The 15364-nt window shown below is 64.1% G+C and carries 13 protein-coding genes; 4 read left to right on the top strand and 9 right to left on the bottom strand.

Going from position 1 to position 15364, the window contains the following annotated elements; all coding sequences use genetic code 11:
* Position 1: 1 nt before the first annotated feature.
* From bcsA to bcsD, 4 genes are all read right to left on the bottom strand, one after another.
* Positions 2 to 2236 (bottom strand): UDP-forming cellulose synthase catalytic subunit, encoded by a 2235-nt coding sequence (gene bcsA / locus HV796_RS08085; protein WP_175225942.1) that lies wholly within the window; start codon positions 2234 to 2236, stop codon positions 2 to 4.
* Positions 2233 to 3021 carry a cellulose biosynthesis protein BcsQ gene (gene bcsQ, locus HV796_RS08080; protein WP_175225941.1) on the bottom strand — a complete coding sequence of 263 codons (789 nt, stop codon included), beginning with the start codon at positions 3019 to 3021 and terminating at the stop codon, positions 2233 to 2235. Before bcsQ ends, bcsA begins: the two co-directional genes overlap by 4 nt.
* Positions 3018 to 3836: a cellulose biosynthesis protein BcsP gene (bcsP, locus tag HV796_RS08075; protein ID WP_175225940.1), complete on the bottom strand. Its 819-nt coding sequence runs from the start codon at positions 3834 to 3836 to the stop codon at positions 3018 to 3020. The genes bcsQ and bcsP overlap by 4 nt, the downstream gene beginning before the upstream one ends.
* Before the next feature lie 109 nt (positions 3837 to 3945).
* A complete protein-coding gene (gene bcsD, locus HV796_RS08070) occupies positions 3946 to 4410 on the bottom strand; it encodes a cellulose biosynthesis protein BcsD (RefSeq protein WP_175225939.1) in 465 nt (154 codons plus the stop codon).
* Positions 4411 to 4690: 280 nt separating this feature from the next.
* Between bcsD and HV796_RS08065 the strand changes: the two genes are divergently transcribed.
* Positions 4691 to 5086 (top strand): hypothetical protein, encoded by a 396-nt coding sequence (locus HV796_RS08065; protein WP_175226031.1) that lies wholly within the window; start codon positions 4691 to 4693, stop codon positions 5084 to 5086.
* A 248-nt stretch (positions 5087 to 5334) separates the two neighbouring features.
* Here the strand turns inward: HV796_RS08065 and prpR are convergent, their stop codons facing one another.
* The 3 genes from prpR to HV796_RS08050 form a co-directional block, all read right to left on the bottom strand.
* The gene (gene prpR / locus HV796_RS08060) at positions 5335 to 7287 is read right to left on the bottom strand and encodes a propionate catabolism operon regulatory protein PrpR (RefSeq protein ID WP_175225938.1); all 1953 of its coding nucleotides are present in this window, start codon (positions 7285 to 7287) and stop codon (positions 5335 to 5337) included.
* Positions 7288 to 7424: 137 nt separating this feature from the next.
* Positions 7425 to 8360 carry a peptidoglycan DD-metalloendopeptidase family protein gene (locus HV796_RS08055; RefSeq protein WP_175225937.1) on the bottom strand — a complete coding sequence of 312 codons (936 nt, stop codon included), beginning with the start codon at positions 8358 to 8360 and terminating at the stop codon, positions 7425 to 7427.
* Positions 8361 to 8824: 464 nt separating this feature from the next.
* Positions 8825 to 9829 carry an aldo/keto reductase gene (locus HV796_RS08050; protein ID WP_175226030.1) on the bottom strand — a complete coding sequence of 335 codons (1005 nt, stop codon included), beginning with the start codon at positions 9827 to 9829 and terminating at the stop codon, positions 8825 to 8827.
* Positions 9830 to 9983: 154 nt separating this feature from the next.
* Between HV796_RS08050 and HV796_RS08045 the strand changes: the two genes are divergently transcribed.
* The 3 genes from HV796_RS08045 to HV796_RS08035 all read left to right on the top strand — a co-directional run bounded on the left by HV796_RS08045 (position 9984) and on the right by HV796_RS08035 (position 13660).
* Positions 9984 to 10913 carry a LysR family transcriptional regulator gene (locus tag HV796_RS08045; RefSeq protein WP_175225936.1) on the top strand — a complete coding sequence of 310 codons (930 nt, stop codon included), beginning with the start codon at positions 9984 to 9986 and terminating at the stop codon, positions 10911 to 10913.
* A gap of 331 nt (positions 10914 to 11244) precedes the next feature.
* Positions 11245 to 12168 (top strand): GlxA family transcriptional regulator, encoded by a 924-nt coding sequence (locus HV796_RS08040; protein ID WP_175225935.1) that lies wholly within the window; start codon positions 11245 to 11247, stop codon positions 12166 to 12168.
* Between the two features lie 121 nt (positions 12169 to 12289).
* Positions 12290 to 13660, top strand: coding sequence for an undecaprenyl-phosphate glucose phosphotransferase (locus tag HV796_RS08035; RefSeq protein ID WP_175225934.1), 1371 nt, complete (start codon positions 12290 to 12292; stop codon positions 13658 to 13660).
* A gap of 42 nt (positions 13661 to 13702) precedes the next feature.
* Here the strand turns inward: HV796_RS08035 and HV796_RS08030 are convergent, their stop codons facing one another.
* A complete protein-coding gene (locus HV796_RS08030; RefSeq protein ID WP_175225933.1) occupies positions 13703 to 14137 on the bottom strand; it encodes a serine O-acetyltransferase in 435 nt (144 codons plus the stop codon).
* Positions 14138 to 14144: 7 nt separating this feature from the next.
* On the bottom strand, positions 14145 to 15356 hold the full coding sequence (locus tag HV796_RS08025; protein ID WP_175225932.1) for an oligosaccharide repeat unit polymerase: 1212 nt from the start codon (positions 15354 to 15356) through the stop codon (positions 14145 to 14147).
* Positions 15357 to 15364 lie beyond the last annotated feature (8 nt).

Raw genomic sequence — 15364 nt, 5'->3', positions numbered from 1 at the left:
CTTATTTTCCGGTCCTGGGGTCGTGTGTCACCGTCTTGTGTTTGCCCGCGATCAGCGCGCGCAAGTCGCCGCGGAGATGCTCGAAAAGCCCGGCAATGCCGCTTACGCCGACACTCATCACATGCCCGAGGCTGCGCAGCGGCGTATCGACTTCGCGCCCTTCCGCCCAGCCGGTCCACGCATCGGCGCGCGCAAACGTGCTCTCCACGAATTCGAGTTCCTGCGCGCGCGTGAGCGGCTCGAACTGCAAGCCGACGCGGCCCGGCACCGAGTACGTGACGTCCGCGGGAAACACGAACTCATCATTGCCGCGAAAGAGCGACACGACGACGCTCTCGTGCAACGGCACATGGACTTCGCTGGGCAGCTTCAACGCGACGCCGCCCTCCCCATAGTCGACGGTCTCGCACGCGAGCGTGCGGCCGGTCGCGAAACGCAGCGATGCCGGGAAGCGCATCGCGACGCGCGGCGTGCTGCGCACCTGCCGCTGCTCGCGCGCGGCGGCGACGCTCGCACCGAGAATCAGCATGTTGTAGCCGGTCCACGCGAGGTTCAGGATGGTCGTTTCGACTTCGCTGTGCGAGTTCCAGTTCGTTGCGATATGCCAGCCGCCGGCCACAAAACCAAGCAGGTTCAGGATCAGCAGGATCAGATAAGGCCGCGAGATGCTCCAGTCGAAGTACTGCTCCTCGATGCGCCCGCCTTTTGCGGTCACGTTGAACTTGCCGAGCTTCGGGTTGATCAGCGCAAGCAAGGTCGGTGCGGTGATATAAGACGCGAGCACCGACTCGTACACCTCGGACCAGAACGAATGGCGGAACTGCCGCTGCATCCGCGAGTTCGTGATGCTCGCGTGGAACATGTGCGGCAGCGCGTAGACCGCGATCGTGCCGGCCAGCGCCTCGATGATGTGCGCATTGAAGAACAGATACGCGAGCGGAGCGGTCAGAAACACGAGCCGCGGGACGCCGTAAAAGAAGTGCATCATCGCGTTCAGATAACAGAGCCGCTGCCCGAGCGACAGCCCGTGCCCGGACAACGGATTGTCGATGCGGAAAATCTGCGTCATCCCGCGCGCCCAGCGGATGCGCTGGCCGATGTGACCGCCGAGGTTCTCGGTTGCGAGGCCCGCGGCCTGCGGAATCGCGAGGTACGCGGTGGTGTAGCCGCGCCGGTGCAGTTTCAATGCGGTATGTGCATCCTCGGTCACGGTTTCCACCGCGATACCGCCGATCTCCTCGACCATCGAGCGGCGCAACAGCGCGCACGAGCCGCAGAAGAACGTCGCGTTCCACAGGTCGTTGCCGTCCTGTACGAGCCCATAGAACAGCTCGCCTTCGTTCGGCACCTTGCGGAAGGTGCCGAGATTTTTCTCGAACGGGTCCGCCGAGAAGAAATGGTGCGGCGTCTGCAGCATCGACAAGCGCTTGTCGCGCAGGAACCAGCCGAGTCCGATCTGCAGGAACGAGCGCGTCGGAATGTGGTCGCAGTCGAAGATCGCAAGATACTCGCCATCGGTAATCTTCAACGCCTCGTTGATGTTGCCCGCCTTCGCATGGAGGTTGTTCGAACGAGTGGTCCAGGCCACGCCCACTTCTTCGCAGAACGCCTTGAATTCGGGACGGCGGCCGTCGTCGAGCACGTGGATCGACAGCTTGTCTTTCGGATAGTCGAGCGCGAGCGCCGCATAGACGGTCGGCTTCACCACCGACAGCGGCTCGTTGTACGTCGGAATAAACACGTCGACGGTCGGCCATTCGCTGCGGTCCACGGGCAGTGGCAGCGGCTTGCGCTTTAGCGGCCACGCGGTCTGGAAGTAGCCAAGCAGTAGCACGAGCGCCGCATACACTTCGGCGCTGACGAGCAGCAAGCCCCATGCCGCATCGAGCGGATGCTGCCAGTGCGTCGTCTCGGTCAGGCGCCAGTACATATAGCGGCCCGTCGCGATCACCGACAGCATGATCATCACGAGCGTCACGTAGTGCCCTTCCGCGCGGCGGAACAACAACGCGCAGATGAAACAGCAGACGGCGAACACCAGCTGCTGGACGGGCTCGAGCGGCACCGTCCACACGAAGTACAGCACGGCGAGCGCGAAGATCCCGAGCAGGACCGCCACCACCCGGGTGCCGAGCATGCGACCGTCGATCAGAGGCGACGCGAAGCGGTCGAAGCGCGAACGGCGCTGCGCTTGCGCGTTGGTGTCGACCAGCGGGTCTTCAGGGGTGGTGCTCATGCGACGCTCCTTGGCAGCGTGGCCCGCCCGTTCAGCCTCGTGTCGAGCCAGTCGCCGCACGCGCGCAGGTCGGCGCACGCCTGCGACAGCGGGTCGTAGTGAATCACCGTGGTGTCGTACGCGAGCGCCTCGCTGACGCCCTGGTCCAGATGCACGACACCCGGAAACAGCTTGGGCGCAAGCGCGTCGCGCAGCACCTTCAGCACATCCTTGGTCAGATCGCGCCCGACGTCGACCTGATTGATCACGTAGCCTTCGCCGAGAAAATCGGCGCGCGGCGTCGCGTAGGTCTGGACAAGCCTTTCCATATGCGGGATCGCCGCATACGACGCGGCATCCGCAATCACGACGTTGAGCACGAAGCTGGCGGCGATCAACGCCGCGCGCGTATACGCGGTCGCGCCCGGCGGCGTGTCGATCAGCACGATGTCGGACGGCCCGAGCGCCAGCGCTTCGAGCGACTCACGCACGAGATGCGGGTCCTTGTCGAGGCGCGCTTCGAACGCGCGGCGGTCGTCTTCATTCAACGCGCCGTGCGGCAGCACGGTGACGCCATCGATACCGTCGAACATCACGCTGCGCCATGCGTTGCCGCTGACTGTCGCGCGCGCGATGCCGTCGAAATCGTCGACCGGCACGCCGAAATGGAGGCGCAATGCATTTTGCGGATCGAAGTCGACCGCAATCACACGATGCCCGGTCGAGCCGAGCACCGACGCGAGATTCGCGGCCAGCGTCGTCTTGCCGACGCCGCCCTTGGCGGACACCACAGCGATGACTTTCATGGCTGCCCACCGCCTGTTTTTTTCCGGTCGGCGCCCGGCACGCCGGCCAGTCTGGCGAACACGCTCGCGAGCTCGCGCGGCGCAGGCTGCGCGGACGGCTCACGCGCCGCTATCGCGAACATGCCCGACAGAATCGAGTCCGTGGCCGCCGCGCGCGGAGCCGGTTGCGGCTGCGCGGCAGGCACAGCGCCTGGACCCGGCGCTTGGGCAAACGTTTGCTTTCGACCGGTAAGGATGCCTGGTTGAAGCTGACGTGACTCGTCACGGATCGGCGCCGCAGTTGCTGGCACGTCGGTAATCGGTGCAGCAGGCGAAGGCCCTCCCTGCGGGGCGCTCGTCATCGACGCAGGCACGGTGCCAGCTCGCACCGAACCCGACGCGGCTTCAGTGCCGCTTGCGGCGGCCCGCGCGTCACGCGCTGTACTGAAACGCGCCGATGCCGCTCGCGCGGGTTCGACCGGCGGCGGCGTCGTCGCAAACAGGTGACCGCGCGCGAAGAACGGCCCGCGCGACGCATCGAGCGTTGCACGGTTAGCCGCGACGGCACCCGCCGTGGGCGCGTTCGCGGCCGGCGCTCCGGCCAGCGGCTGCGTGGAGGACTTTGCCTGCGCGGACTTTGCCTGCACGGCCGATGGGCGCGACAACGGCTGTCCCGCACCCGGCACCGGTGCCGGGTGCGCGATGTCGAGTGCCGTCAGCAGCGGCCAGCGCGAAGCGGCATACTTCACGTCGTCGTCGCGTGAGACTTCCTGATAGCGATCGGGGTCGCCACCGAATCGCTGGAACAGATTGCCGATGTCGTCTGAAACACTCATGTTCGTCTACCTCCAGGTCCTGCCAGACCTGCTCACCCATTCATTCTGGCTGGCTTGATCGTCGCCCGGATCTCGACCCACGCAGAGGACACTACGCGGATCGTTTTGCTCACGCGGTCCTGACGAGCCGGAATTCCAATGCGTGGCGATCGCCGCTTTCGACGTGTTGCAAAGCCAGCGCGCCCGCCCCGAGTCCCTGCAGCCAATGCCGGTATGCGCCTTCGAGAAACGCGGGCGCCCACGTTCCGGCCGCCTCGCCGAATGCGCCAAGCGGCGCACCGAAATGTTCGATTGCCAGGTAGTCGTCCTGCTCGACGAGATTCACAAAGCCCCAGTCGAGGGAAGACCATGTGTTGTTGAAGAAGGACGTGAGATCGTCAAGCGTCGCGCACGCACCCGCTGGATGCGCATCGGCAAATCTGACACCGATACGCGCCATCAGCTCGCGCAATTGCGCCGTTTCCAGTTGCGTTTCGAATTCTTCGGCGAGCGCGGTCAGGAAAGCGCGCCATTGCGTTGAAGCATGATGTCTCGTGTAATAGTCGAGCAAGGTGGCCGTGTGTTCGTCTCGCATGTCCGGAAAATTCTTCAGGTTTCGTTGACTGCACTGGCACCGGCTGACGCCGGCTTGAGGCGGCGTTGAACAGCTTTCGCGAACGCCCAAAACGGCGTTGCAAGCATAGCATCGTTCGCTACGCGCAAAAATGCAAACATCGATGCGAAGCGCATCTTGCCTGCGTGGTGTTTGCGATGAACGACCTTGTGTTTCGCAGTTCAAGCGAGCCTTGACTTTGTTTTTGCGCGTTGTTACGGACGCGCTTTCACCTGATCGACAGGATGACCGGAGCCGCATGATGAACGATCACGAAGCCACTCAATTCCTTGCTGATGTTCGCAAACCGCTGCTCGCGTTGCACAAGGCGATCCTTGAACATGAGCGCGCCGCGTATGAAAAGGAGTTCGGCGCCGTCACGCCCGCTGCGTTTTTGCAAGCGTTGATCAATAGCCCGGACTTCAGGTGGCTTGCCCCCTTGTCGACAATCATCGCGAACGTCGACGAGATGCTCGATGCCGATGACGCGACACCGCAGGAGCGGATCGGCGCCGCACAAGGTGTCGTTGCGCTGTTCTCGCAAGACAGGCCGGACAATGGATTCCTGCCGCGCTATCGGCAACTTTTACAGTCGAGCGCCGACGTATTGCACGAACATGGACGGGTCGCGCAGGTGTTGCGGCAAGGCCAGACGTAACCCGGCAATGCGCGTTTTACCTGTGGCGTGTCCTGAACTTCCTCACCTTCGGGAGCAACGGCGTTCGCCGCGGAACATGCAGGCGCAAGCCATCCGGACACCGGCGACGCACCGTGGCACCGCGGTGACGCCGCATCATCCATTACCTGGCAATGCTTTCTATTGAATGCGGTGTCGTTCAAAGGTGAGACTTTGCGGGATGCCTTTTGCGCCCTTCGATGCGTCCTTCTTCGCCCCCCTTTGATGCACTACGCCGCCGCATTCAGCTTGCGCCATAGCGTCGTCTTGCTGATGCCGAGCATCTTGCATACGCGGTCGCGATCGCCGCCGCAGGCTTCGAGCGCCGCGCGTATCTCGTCGGCTTCGACCCGGCGGCTGCGCTGACGCAAGGTCAATGCGCGTGCAACAGGCGTTGCATCGTCGAACACTTCCGGCGCGATCGTCCGCAACACGTCGACCGTCAGCACCGGTGCGCCGCGCGCGCCGCTCTCGCCGCTGTCCGCCAGTTCGACCGCGACCCGCTCGATCACGTTCTGCACTTCACGCACATTGCCCGGCCACGCGTGCCGGCAAAGCGGCTCGCGCACGCCGGCCAGCACACGCGCGGCCTGATCCACCGTGCCGACATGCGCAGCCAGACGCGGCTCGCGCCGCGCGGCCTGATACAGCAGTTCCGCGGCAAGCGGCACGATGTCCGCTTGCCGCTCGCGCAGCGGCGGCAATGCGATATTCAGGATATTGAGCCGGTAGAACAGATCCGCGCGAAATTCCGCAGTGTCGACCGCTTCGGTCAGCGAACGATGCGTTGCAGCGACGATCCGCACGTCGATGCGGGTGGGCTCGGTTGAGCCGAGCCGCACCACCTCGCGCTCCTGCAACACGCGCAGCAGCCGGCTTTGCAGCGGCAGCGGCATCTCGCCGATCTCGTCGAGGAACAGCGTGCCGCGATGCGCGGCTTCGATCAGCCCCGCCTTGCCGCCGCGCCGCGCGCCGGTAAAAGCGCCCTCTTCGTAGCCGAACAGTTCGCTTTCCAGCAACGCCTCGGGAAACGCACCGCAGTTGATCGCGACAAACGGAAAGTCGCGCCGCGCACTAAGCTGATGCAGACTCTGCGCGATCATTTCCTTGCCGGTGCCGCTCTCGCCGCGGACCAGCACGGTCGCATCCGACTTTGCATAGCGGCGCACCAGCTTGCGCACATGATCGATCGCGTCGCACTCGCCGATCAGATCATCGAGCCGGTAACGCGCGGTAAATTGCTGCGCGCGCTGGCGCGAACGCAAGGTTCGATCGAGCCGTTCGACCGCACGCGATTCCTGAAACGTCAACACCATGCCGCTTGTCACGCCGCGCTCGACGAGCGGCCCACGATGCACCACGTAGCTGACGCCGCGCACGCTTTCGAGCGATTCGCCTTCGGTATCGAGCGCGCTTTGTGCGAGGTCCGGCGCAAGTTCCGCGAGCGGCCGGCCGACCGCCGCGGCCGGCTCAATGCCGAGCGCCGCCGCCAGACGCTGATTGATCGCTTCGACGCGCCCTTGCGCATCGAGCGCCGCCACACCGTCGCGCAAATGCTGCAGCACGTTGTCAACACGTTGCCGGCGCGAGATCTCGCTCCATGTGGCCTGCGCGACTTCGAGCGCGGTATCGACCGCGGCCCGCACCGATGCGCGCGAGTAAAGAAATACGGCTGCCATGCCGACGCGCGCCGCAATATCGGTGACAAGCCCGGGACCCACGACCGCATCGACGCCACGATCGCGCAGATCGAGCACACAGGCTTCCGCGTCCTGGGCGGAACGGTACGACGCGAATAGCAGGTCAAGACCAAATGCGGCGGCGAAACGGCGCGCCTCGGGCGGCGTTTCGCCGTAGGTCACGAGGGCGACCGACGCCGCATCGCGCCGGGCGCGCGCGAGCGCATGCATCACGTCGAAGCCGGTCGGGCTGACCAGCACCACGGGTACGTCGACGCGCGCCTTCAGATAGGTGCCGTTCGAGCCAGCGGCGACCACCACGTCCGGCCGCTGCGGGCCGGCGGCCTGGAGCTCGCGGACGGCGTCCTCATAACCCAGCGACACCAGTTGCAGATCGGCGCGGCCGTCGTATTCACCGACGATGTCGCGAAACAGGTCGCGCAACTTGCTGATGCCGATGGCCCAGACGCGTGGACGGGAATGCGGATCGGGAAGGCGGTTCATAGGCGCAAGCGGGCAACAGACAGGCTGATGGGCTCGATTATGCGCGCGATTCCGATTCTGAAATGAAATCGTTCGAAATTGAGATGCCACCGCGAACCACCGCGAATCACCACTATCACACCGCTATTCGGCGCGATTTATCCCCGATCGCTAGGCAAATAAGGCATGGGGTCGACTGGCTTGCCGTCGCGCCGAACCTCGAAGCCCACCGACACTCGCGTGTTGTTTTCGCTGCCCATCTCCGCGATCTGCTGCCCTTTGCGGACGATGTCGCCCGTCCTCACCAGCAGCTTGCGGTTGTGCGAATACGCGGTCAGGAAGTCCTTGTTGTGCTGCACGATGATCAGGCTGCCGTACTCATTCAGACCGGTGCCCGCGTACATCACCTTGCCGTCGGCCGCCGCGCGCACCGGGTCGCCGGGCTTGCCGCCGATCTCGATGCCGCGCGTTTCGCCGGGCTGGAAGGTCTCGACGACGCTACCCTGCGCCGGCCATGCGAGCGACACACCGTTCGCGTGGCGCGACAACGCGGTGGCCACATCACGCGCTTGCGCGGGCGTGGGCGGCTCGACGGTTGAATCATCGGTCGGCGTTTGCTGCGCGTCGGCAGACGCTGTATCCGCAGCCGGCGCGGTCGCGGCCTCGGTGGTCGCATTGCGTGCTGCGTCGGGCGACGAAACGATCAGCGTCTGCCCCGGCTTCACGCGCGCCGACGCCTTCAACCGGTTCCACGCGAGCAGTTGCTTGACGGTGATGTGGTGCTTCTGCGCGATCCGTTTGACTGTATCGCCGCGGCGCACCTTGTAGCTAGCGGGCTTCACGGCCTGAGGCGGCACGGCCGCTTTCGCGGCGGCCGCTGGCGCGGACGCGGCCTGCGCAACGACGACCGTAGTGCCAGAGGCTGCGGCGGCCGGCGCGGACGCGACCGGCACACCCGAGGCCGGCGCATCCGCACCGACGCCCTGCTGGGCCACGTTCACACAGCCACCGAGCGCGATGGCGAGCGTCAGTGCAGCCAGCCCCGCCCGTGCTGCCGGGACCGCGACGCTTCTGTCGAAACGACGATTCGACATGTTTTACTCCAGGTTCGTCGGCCGACGCGACGTCCGCGGCGATGCCAGCGTGACCATCGGCGTCTGCCGTGCTTGACAAAGCCGCGGCGCGATGCAGCGATCCTTCGTCAAAGGGCCAGATTGGCGATGAAAATTCAAGCAGAATTGTAAAGGCAGCGCACGGCCAAACTGGCCTTTGCCGAACAATTCGATACAACTGTTTAATCGATGTATTGTTGGGCGCCGGTGGCGCCAACACGGTCGGCGGACCGATGCGCAGCGGCGGCGCAACGGCGCCGCGCCGCTGCTTGACGTTCCTAACGGCAAATCGCCGTAAAACTTAAGCGGCAAGCGGGTTTCGGACCGATGGCGAGGCGCAGGTCGCCGGAAGGAAAGAAGGATGGGCGGATCGTGGAGCGGCAGGCCGACGTGCAGCCCGCCGTCAATGCAGAGGTCGCGAGCGCGGCGCGGCGGCCGCACACTATCTAGTGAGCCGGGTGCGGCTCGCTGTCGAGATGCCGCATGCCGATTTCGTTGTAGCGCTGGCCCGCGACCGCCCCGGCCGGCACGGCCGCCTCGATCTGCGCGAGCTCATCGGCGCTCAGCGCGACATTGAGCGCGGATACCGCATCGTCCAACTGCGGGCGGCGCCGCGCGCCGATCAGCGGCACAATATCGTCGCCGCGCGTGAGCACCCATGCGAGCGCCAGCTGCGCCGGGCTGCTGCGATGCGCGTGCGCCACTTCGCGCAGTTGCTCGACCAGTTGCAGATTGCGCTCGAGGTTCTCGCCCTGGAAGCGCGGGCTGGTACTGCGGAAATCGCGCTCGAGCTTACGGTCCTTCGACCAGCTGCCGCTCAGCAGCCCGCGCGACAGCACGCCGTACGCGGTCACGCCGATGCCGAGCTCGCGGCAGGTCTGCAGGATGCCGCGCTCGATGCCGCGCGACATCAACGAATACTCGATCTGCAAGTCGCTGATGGGTGTAACCGCGTGGGCGCGGCGCAGCGTCTCTTCGCCCACTTCGGACAAGCCGACATGCCGCACATACCCCTGCTGGACGAGATCCGCGATTGCGCCGACGGTGTCCTCGATCGGCACCGCCGGGTCCAGTCGCGAAGGACGATAGATGTCGATATAGTCGGTTCCCAACCGCTTCAGCGAATACGCGAGAAAATTGCGCACCGACGCCGGCCGGCCGTCGTTGCCGATCCAATTGCCGCTGGGATCGCGCAGCGCGCCGAACTTCACGCTGACCAGCACGTTTTCGCGTTGACGGCCGCGTAGCGCATCGCCAATCAGCATTTCGTTGTGGCCCATGCCGTAGAAGTCGCCCGTGTCGAGCAAGGTGACGCCGGAATCGAGCGCGGCGTGCAGCGTCGCGATGCTTTCGTCGCGATCGGAGGGGCCGTACAGGTCGGACATGCCCATGCAGCCGAGACCGATGGTGGATACTTGCGGGCCTTGCCGGCCGAGTCGACGGGTGTTCATCATGTGTGCTCCGAAAGAATGGCTTGCGGTGGTGTCGTAGCGAATTCTGCAGCGCGCCCGCCCGGTAATAAACGCCGTGCACTCGACCAGTCTGGTCGAAGCGCGCTAACAATCAAGCTGTAAAGCAAGCTGTGAACTCAAAGGAGTCCCGGTGATGGACCACTTGCAGGCGATGCGAATGTTCGTGCGCGTTGCGCAGCTTGGCAGCTTCACGAAAGCCGCCGAGCAGATGCAATCACCGCGCCCGACGGTCAGCAATGCGATTCAATATCTCGAAACGCATCTGCGGGTGCGCTTGCTGCAACGCACGACGCGGCGCGTCGCACTGACCGCAGAAGGCGCCGCCTACCATGCACGCTGCATGCAGGTGCTCGCCGATATCGACGATGCCGAGTCGCTATTCGCCGACGCCTCGGCTGGCCCGCGTGGCGCGGTGCGGGTCGACCTGCCCGAGCGGATCGCGCTGCATACGGTAATTCCCGCGCTCCCCGATTTCTTCGCGCGCTACCCGGATATCCGCATCGTGCTGAGCGTGACTGACCGGATGGTCGACCTGATCGACGACGGTATCGATTGCGCACTGCGCATCGGCATGCCGCGCGATCAATCGCTGGTGGCGCGGCGCGTCGGCGAGTTCGAGCAGTTGCACTGCGCGTCGCCGCGCTATCTTGAACGGCACGGTGTACCGCGCTCGCTCGATGAGCTCGCGGACCATGTCGCGGTCGGCTTCTTTTCGAACCGCACTGGCCGCGATCTCGATTGGGAGTTCGACGAAGACGGCGAACTGCGCACCCTCAGCATGCGTAGCGCCGTATCGGTGAACAGTGCGCACGCGTATCTGGGCTGCTGCCTCGCCGGCCTGGGCCTGATTCAGTCGCCGCGCGCGAGCCTCGAGCCGCTGCTCGCGTCGGGCGAACTGGTCGAGGTGCTGCAAACGTGGAAGGCGCCGCCGTTGCCCGCGTCGATCGTATTCCCGCAAGGCCGGCACCTCGCGCCACGCGTGCGCATCGTTATCGACTGGATCGCGGAACTGCTCGGTGCCGCGTACGCGCAAACGTCCCAAGCAGCTCAGCAGGTCATCTGAGGCACGCGCGCGCGGATGATCCTGACACGCGTCGGCGCACACCGCGTTTTGCGACGCGACAAGTGGAGTTCACACCAGGATGACGCGTCGCGAGCCGCATTACCAGGTGCCGCCCACATTGATTCCCGTCAACGATTGATCCCACTCAGATTTTTCTTCATATCAAATCGGAGTGATCCTATATTCGCTTCGTAGCGCGCTCTTTTATGCTCCACGATCGACGACGTTGGGGATGGCGGTTCGCACTGCGTAACGCACCTGCCATCACGCTGCATGCGCACTGCCGGCGGCCAGCCCACCCTATCTGATGCCATGTGGAGATGTACCGAAGATGAGCTTGGTCGACCATGCTTTTACGCCCGCAAGGCGGCTACCAGGCACTGCGCCGCACCTGATCGGCATCGTGCTGTTCGACCAGTTCTCGTTGTGGCAGGCGGCCGAGGTCGCCGACGTATTCGAAAAGGCCAACCGGCTCAATGCCGGTGCATGGGAACCGCGCTACAAAACGGTCTTGCTATCGACAAACGGCGAGCATGTGACCAGTTCACTGCGCATTGCCGTGCTGACACAAAAGCTTCCTGAACAGACAGCCGGACAGCGCCGCTTTCGCGCATTGTTCATCGCCGGCGGTGACGGTGTGACGCTAGCGATCCACGATGCGCGGCTTGTCGCGTGGCTACGCGAAGCGAGCGCGGCCGTCGATACCGTATGTGCGATCCGCGAAGGCAGCACAATCCTTGAAGCCGCTCTCGCACCTCACCCCGATACGCCGCACTGCGCGTCCACGATGTCAGCGGTGCAGACGGCACTCGAGACCGTACGCCGCGATCTCGGTGCCGACGCAGCACGCGGTGTCGCGACACAGCTGTCGTGGGCGAGCCTGCCGAAGCCCGTATCGTTCGTGCTGGACAGCCACGAACCCACCCGGCGGAAAATCCGCGACAGCGCGCAGTGGATCGCGCGTAACTGCGACAAACGCATTTCGATCACGACGGCCGCACAACAGGCCGGCATGAGCGAGCGATCGTATCTGCGGCACTTTCGTGCGGAGATGGGCATCAAGCCGTCCGAGCATCTGCGCCGCATGCGCGTCGAACTCGCGTCGTCGCTGCTCGCGCAAAGCGACTTGCCGGTCGACAAGATCGCGCGCCGTTGTGGGCTGACGAGCGGCGAGTGTCTTGCGCGCCTGTTCCGACAGGTCATCCAGTTATCGCCGACCGAGTATCGCAGCCGCGTGCGCCGCGAGCTTGCGTGAGTGCGTTGTGATTGCGTTGTGACCACGCGTCATCGCGCTTGACCGATGCCTCGGCCGGATCGCGCCGTCGCGTCGCCCCACCTGATCCTTCCCCCTTCACCCCTCTTTGCTTCGCGCCCCCATGTTTTCTCTTGTCTTGCAAGTCGCCGATCTGCTGATGATCGTGGCCAGCGCGTCGATCGCGCAATCGCTCGTCTACGGCGACGCCACGGCGCCGTCGCACATCGACGATCTGTTCGGTCTGCTTGCCCTGGTGCTCGCGCTGCTTGCATTCCGGCTGTTTGGCGTCTATCGGTCGCGCGACATCGGCAACGCTGTGCGTTCGACCTCGCGCGCGTTATGCAGCTGGCTCGCCGCACAACTGGCGATCGGTCTCATTTCGAGCGCCTATCCCAATGCGCACCTGCGCGGCAACTGGATCGCCAGCTGGACCGTAGTCGCCGCTGGCCTGATCCTGATGACGCGATACTCGCTGTACGCCGCCCTGCGCGCGCTACGCAGCCGCGGTTATGGACGCATACCGGTCGCGATCGTCGCGCCTGCTGAAGAAGGACACGAACTGGCCACCCGACTCGAATCGAAACACGACGCGGCGTTCTCACTCGAATTGATCTTCGATACCGCACTGGACCGCGATACGCTGGTCGCCGATATTCCCGCTGTGCGACAGCTTGAATCGTTTACGCAACTGGTGCGTGCGCATCGCATCAGCGAACTGTGGATCGTCGACGCGCGCGACGAGCGTCGCTGCATCGAACGGATCGTCGAGGCGTTTCGCGACGACTTCGTCAATATCCGGATCGTTCCGGCGTTGAAAGGGCACCTGCTGCCGGAACCGGCCATCGTCGATTGCCTCGGCATGCCGGTGCTCAATGTGGTCGCGGCGCCCGCACGGGGACTGCGGACACTGCCCAAAGCGGTGTTCGACCGGCTTTTCGCGCTCGGCGCGCTGATCGCGCTTGCGCCGCTGATGACGGCAATCGCCGTCACCGTGAAATGTTCGTCACCGGGGCCGGTGTTCTTCCGCCAATACCGCAAGGGTATGAACGGCGAGGTGTTTTCGATCTACAAATTCCGCACGATGTACCAGGGCGCGGACCGGCCCGGCGAGATCACCCAGGCCAGTCGCAACGATACGCGCATCACCCGCATCGGGCGTTTTCTGCGCAGGTCGAGTCTCGACGAGTTGCCGCAATTCATCAATGTGCTCAAGGGCGATATGTCGGTCGTCGGCCCGCGGCCGCATGCGGTCGAGCATGACGAGTACTACAAGAACCTGGTCCAGCACTATATGTACCGCTATCGGATCAAGCCTGGCATCACCGGATGGGCGCAAGTCAACGGCTATCGAGGAGAAACCGAAAGAGTCGAGAAAATGGCCGCGCGGGTGAGGTTCGACATTCACTACATCCAGCACTGGACGCTGGGCTTCGATCTGAAAATTATCGGCATGACACTGGTGCGCGGATTCGTTGGCAGCAACGCGTATTAGATGGGCCGCCCTTCTCACGTTCCTTCTTCAGTTCCACGAGATTCATCCGGACGCCGGCTTGCGTGCCCGCGATGCACGCAGGATGCGCGCGGGCACCCCCACCGCCGTCGCCCCGGCCGGCACATCGACCATGACCACCGCATTCGCACCGATCCGCGCCCCCCGGCCGATCGTAACCGGTCCGAGCACGCATGCGCCGGCGCCGATCAGCACGTCGTCTTCGATGACCGGCGCACCGGCGCGCCCGCGTCCGCCGATCACGACATTCGGCGCGACGATTACGTTACTGCCGATCACGGCATGCCGATGGACCACGATACCAAGCCCCTGATAACCGAATGTGACGTTGCGCCCGACACGCACAGACGGTGGCAGCGACACGGAAAAGAGCACGCGGTTGAGCACCTTCAGCAACCAGGGCAGGCACGGGATACGCAGCCGATACAGCAGACGGGACAGGCGAAAAATAGGGAGCACGGCTCACTCACGAACGGTAGGACAACGATTTCAAATGGTCGAAGACTCGGATGACGATCAGGAACAGCAGGAAAAACACGAAGTTCACATCCCAGTACCCGGAGTGAATCGACATCAGCACGAGCGCCAGCAAATAGCAGAAGCTGAAACGTGCGAGCACGCCGTTTCGCCATGCATACGCATGAAGCCGCACGACACAGAACGCAATGCCGAAGAAACCGGCGAATACGCCCGTGTAACCGAAATCGGCATACAGCGCGCCTTGCAGGGTCGGCGTGATGCTCATCGGCCTTCCTGCGATCCAGCGCGCGCCCACAAGGTCGCCGATGATATTGCGCGCGCCCCAGTGCTTGCCCGGCAGAAAGGTTTCGAAGTTGCTGAGCAGCAGGCTGCCGTACAGATGTTCGCGCATCGCATCGCCGAGCGTGGCGATCGTATTCTGGCTCGCATCGAGCATCGATAGCACCGGCACAAACGGCAGCAGATAGCGATGCTCGCCGATAAACCGGAAGTCGATATTGGTGAAGAAGCGTTCCACGTCGTAACTCTGCGCGACCCGGAACAGCGCAAACGTCGCGGCAAACCCCACCAGTGCGCAGGCGGCGACAAGACTTAGCAACAGCGCCTTGCGCCCCGACAGTCTGAACACAACGAAATAGACATAACAGACCGTGACGAACGCCAGCACAGGCGACCGGTAACCGAGCAGCAGAACGCCCGCGAGATAGATCACCGGTTGGACCAGGTCCGGCTTGCGGCCCGTCTCGACATCGGAGATCGTGCGAATCAGCAGCCAGAAGCCGTAAAGCGGAGCGAGGTTCGACACCAGCGCTGAATTGCCGAAGCGTGATTCGCCCATCAGCAGCGGAACGCCGCGGTTCGCAGCAATCTCGAACACGACGCAACCGGCAAAGAGTGCGAAAAACAGGCAGGTCAACTGCTTCGACGTGCGGGGTTGAATTGACTGCGCGCGATGGGATGCCCGGTTGCGCGACGTGATACCGGCGAGCAGACACCCGAGCAGCAGACCCAGCAGGCCGATCGCGAACAACTTCCAGCACAGGTCCTTGCGATACGCGTCCGGCAGCGACCACGGCATATCGATCAACCCGGGCAGGTTGTAACCGGTATAGACGCACAACACGAGCGTCCACGGATTCATATGCCGCACGGCGGTGCGGTATGTTCCGCTCGCGCCCGCTCCCAACCAGTGTTCCACTGAGCCCC

It is taken from the genome of Paraburkholderia humisilvae, from assembly GCF_902859855.1.
Classification (GTDB): domain Bacteria; phylum Pseudomonadota; class Gammaproteobacteria; order Burkholderiales; family Burkholderiaceae; genus Paraburkholderia; species Paraburkholderia humisilvae.
The sequence above is the reverse complement of the archived record's forward strand: the minus strand, read 5'-3'. Positions and strand labels throughout refer to the sequence as shown.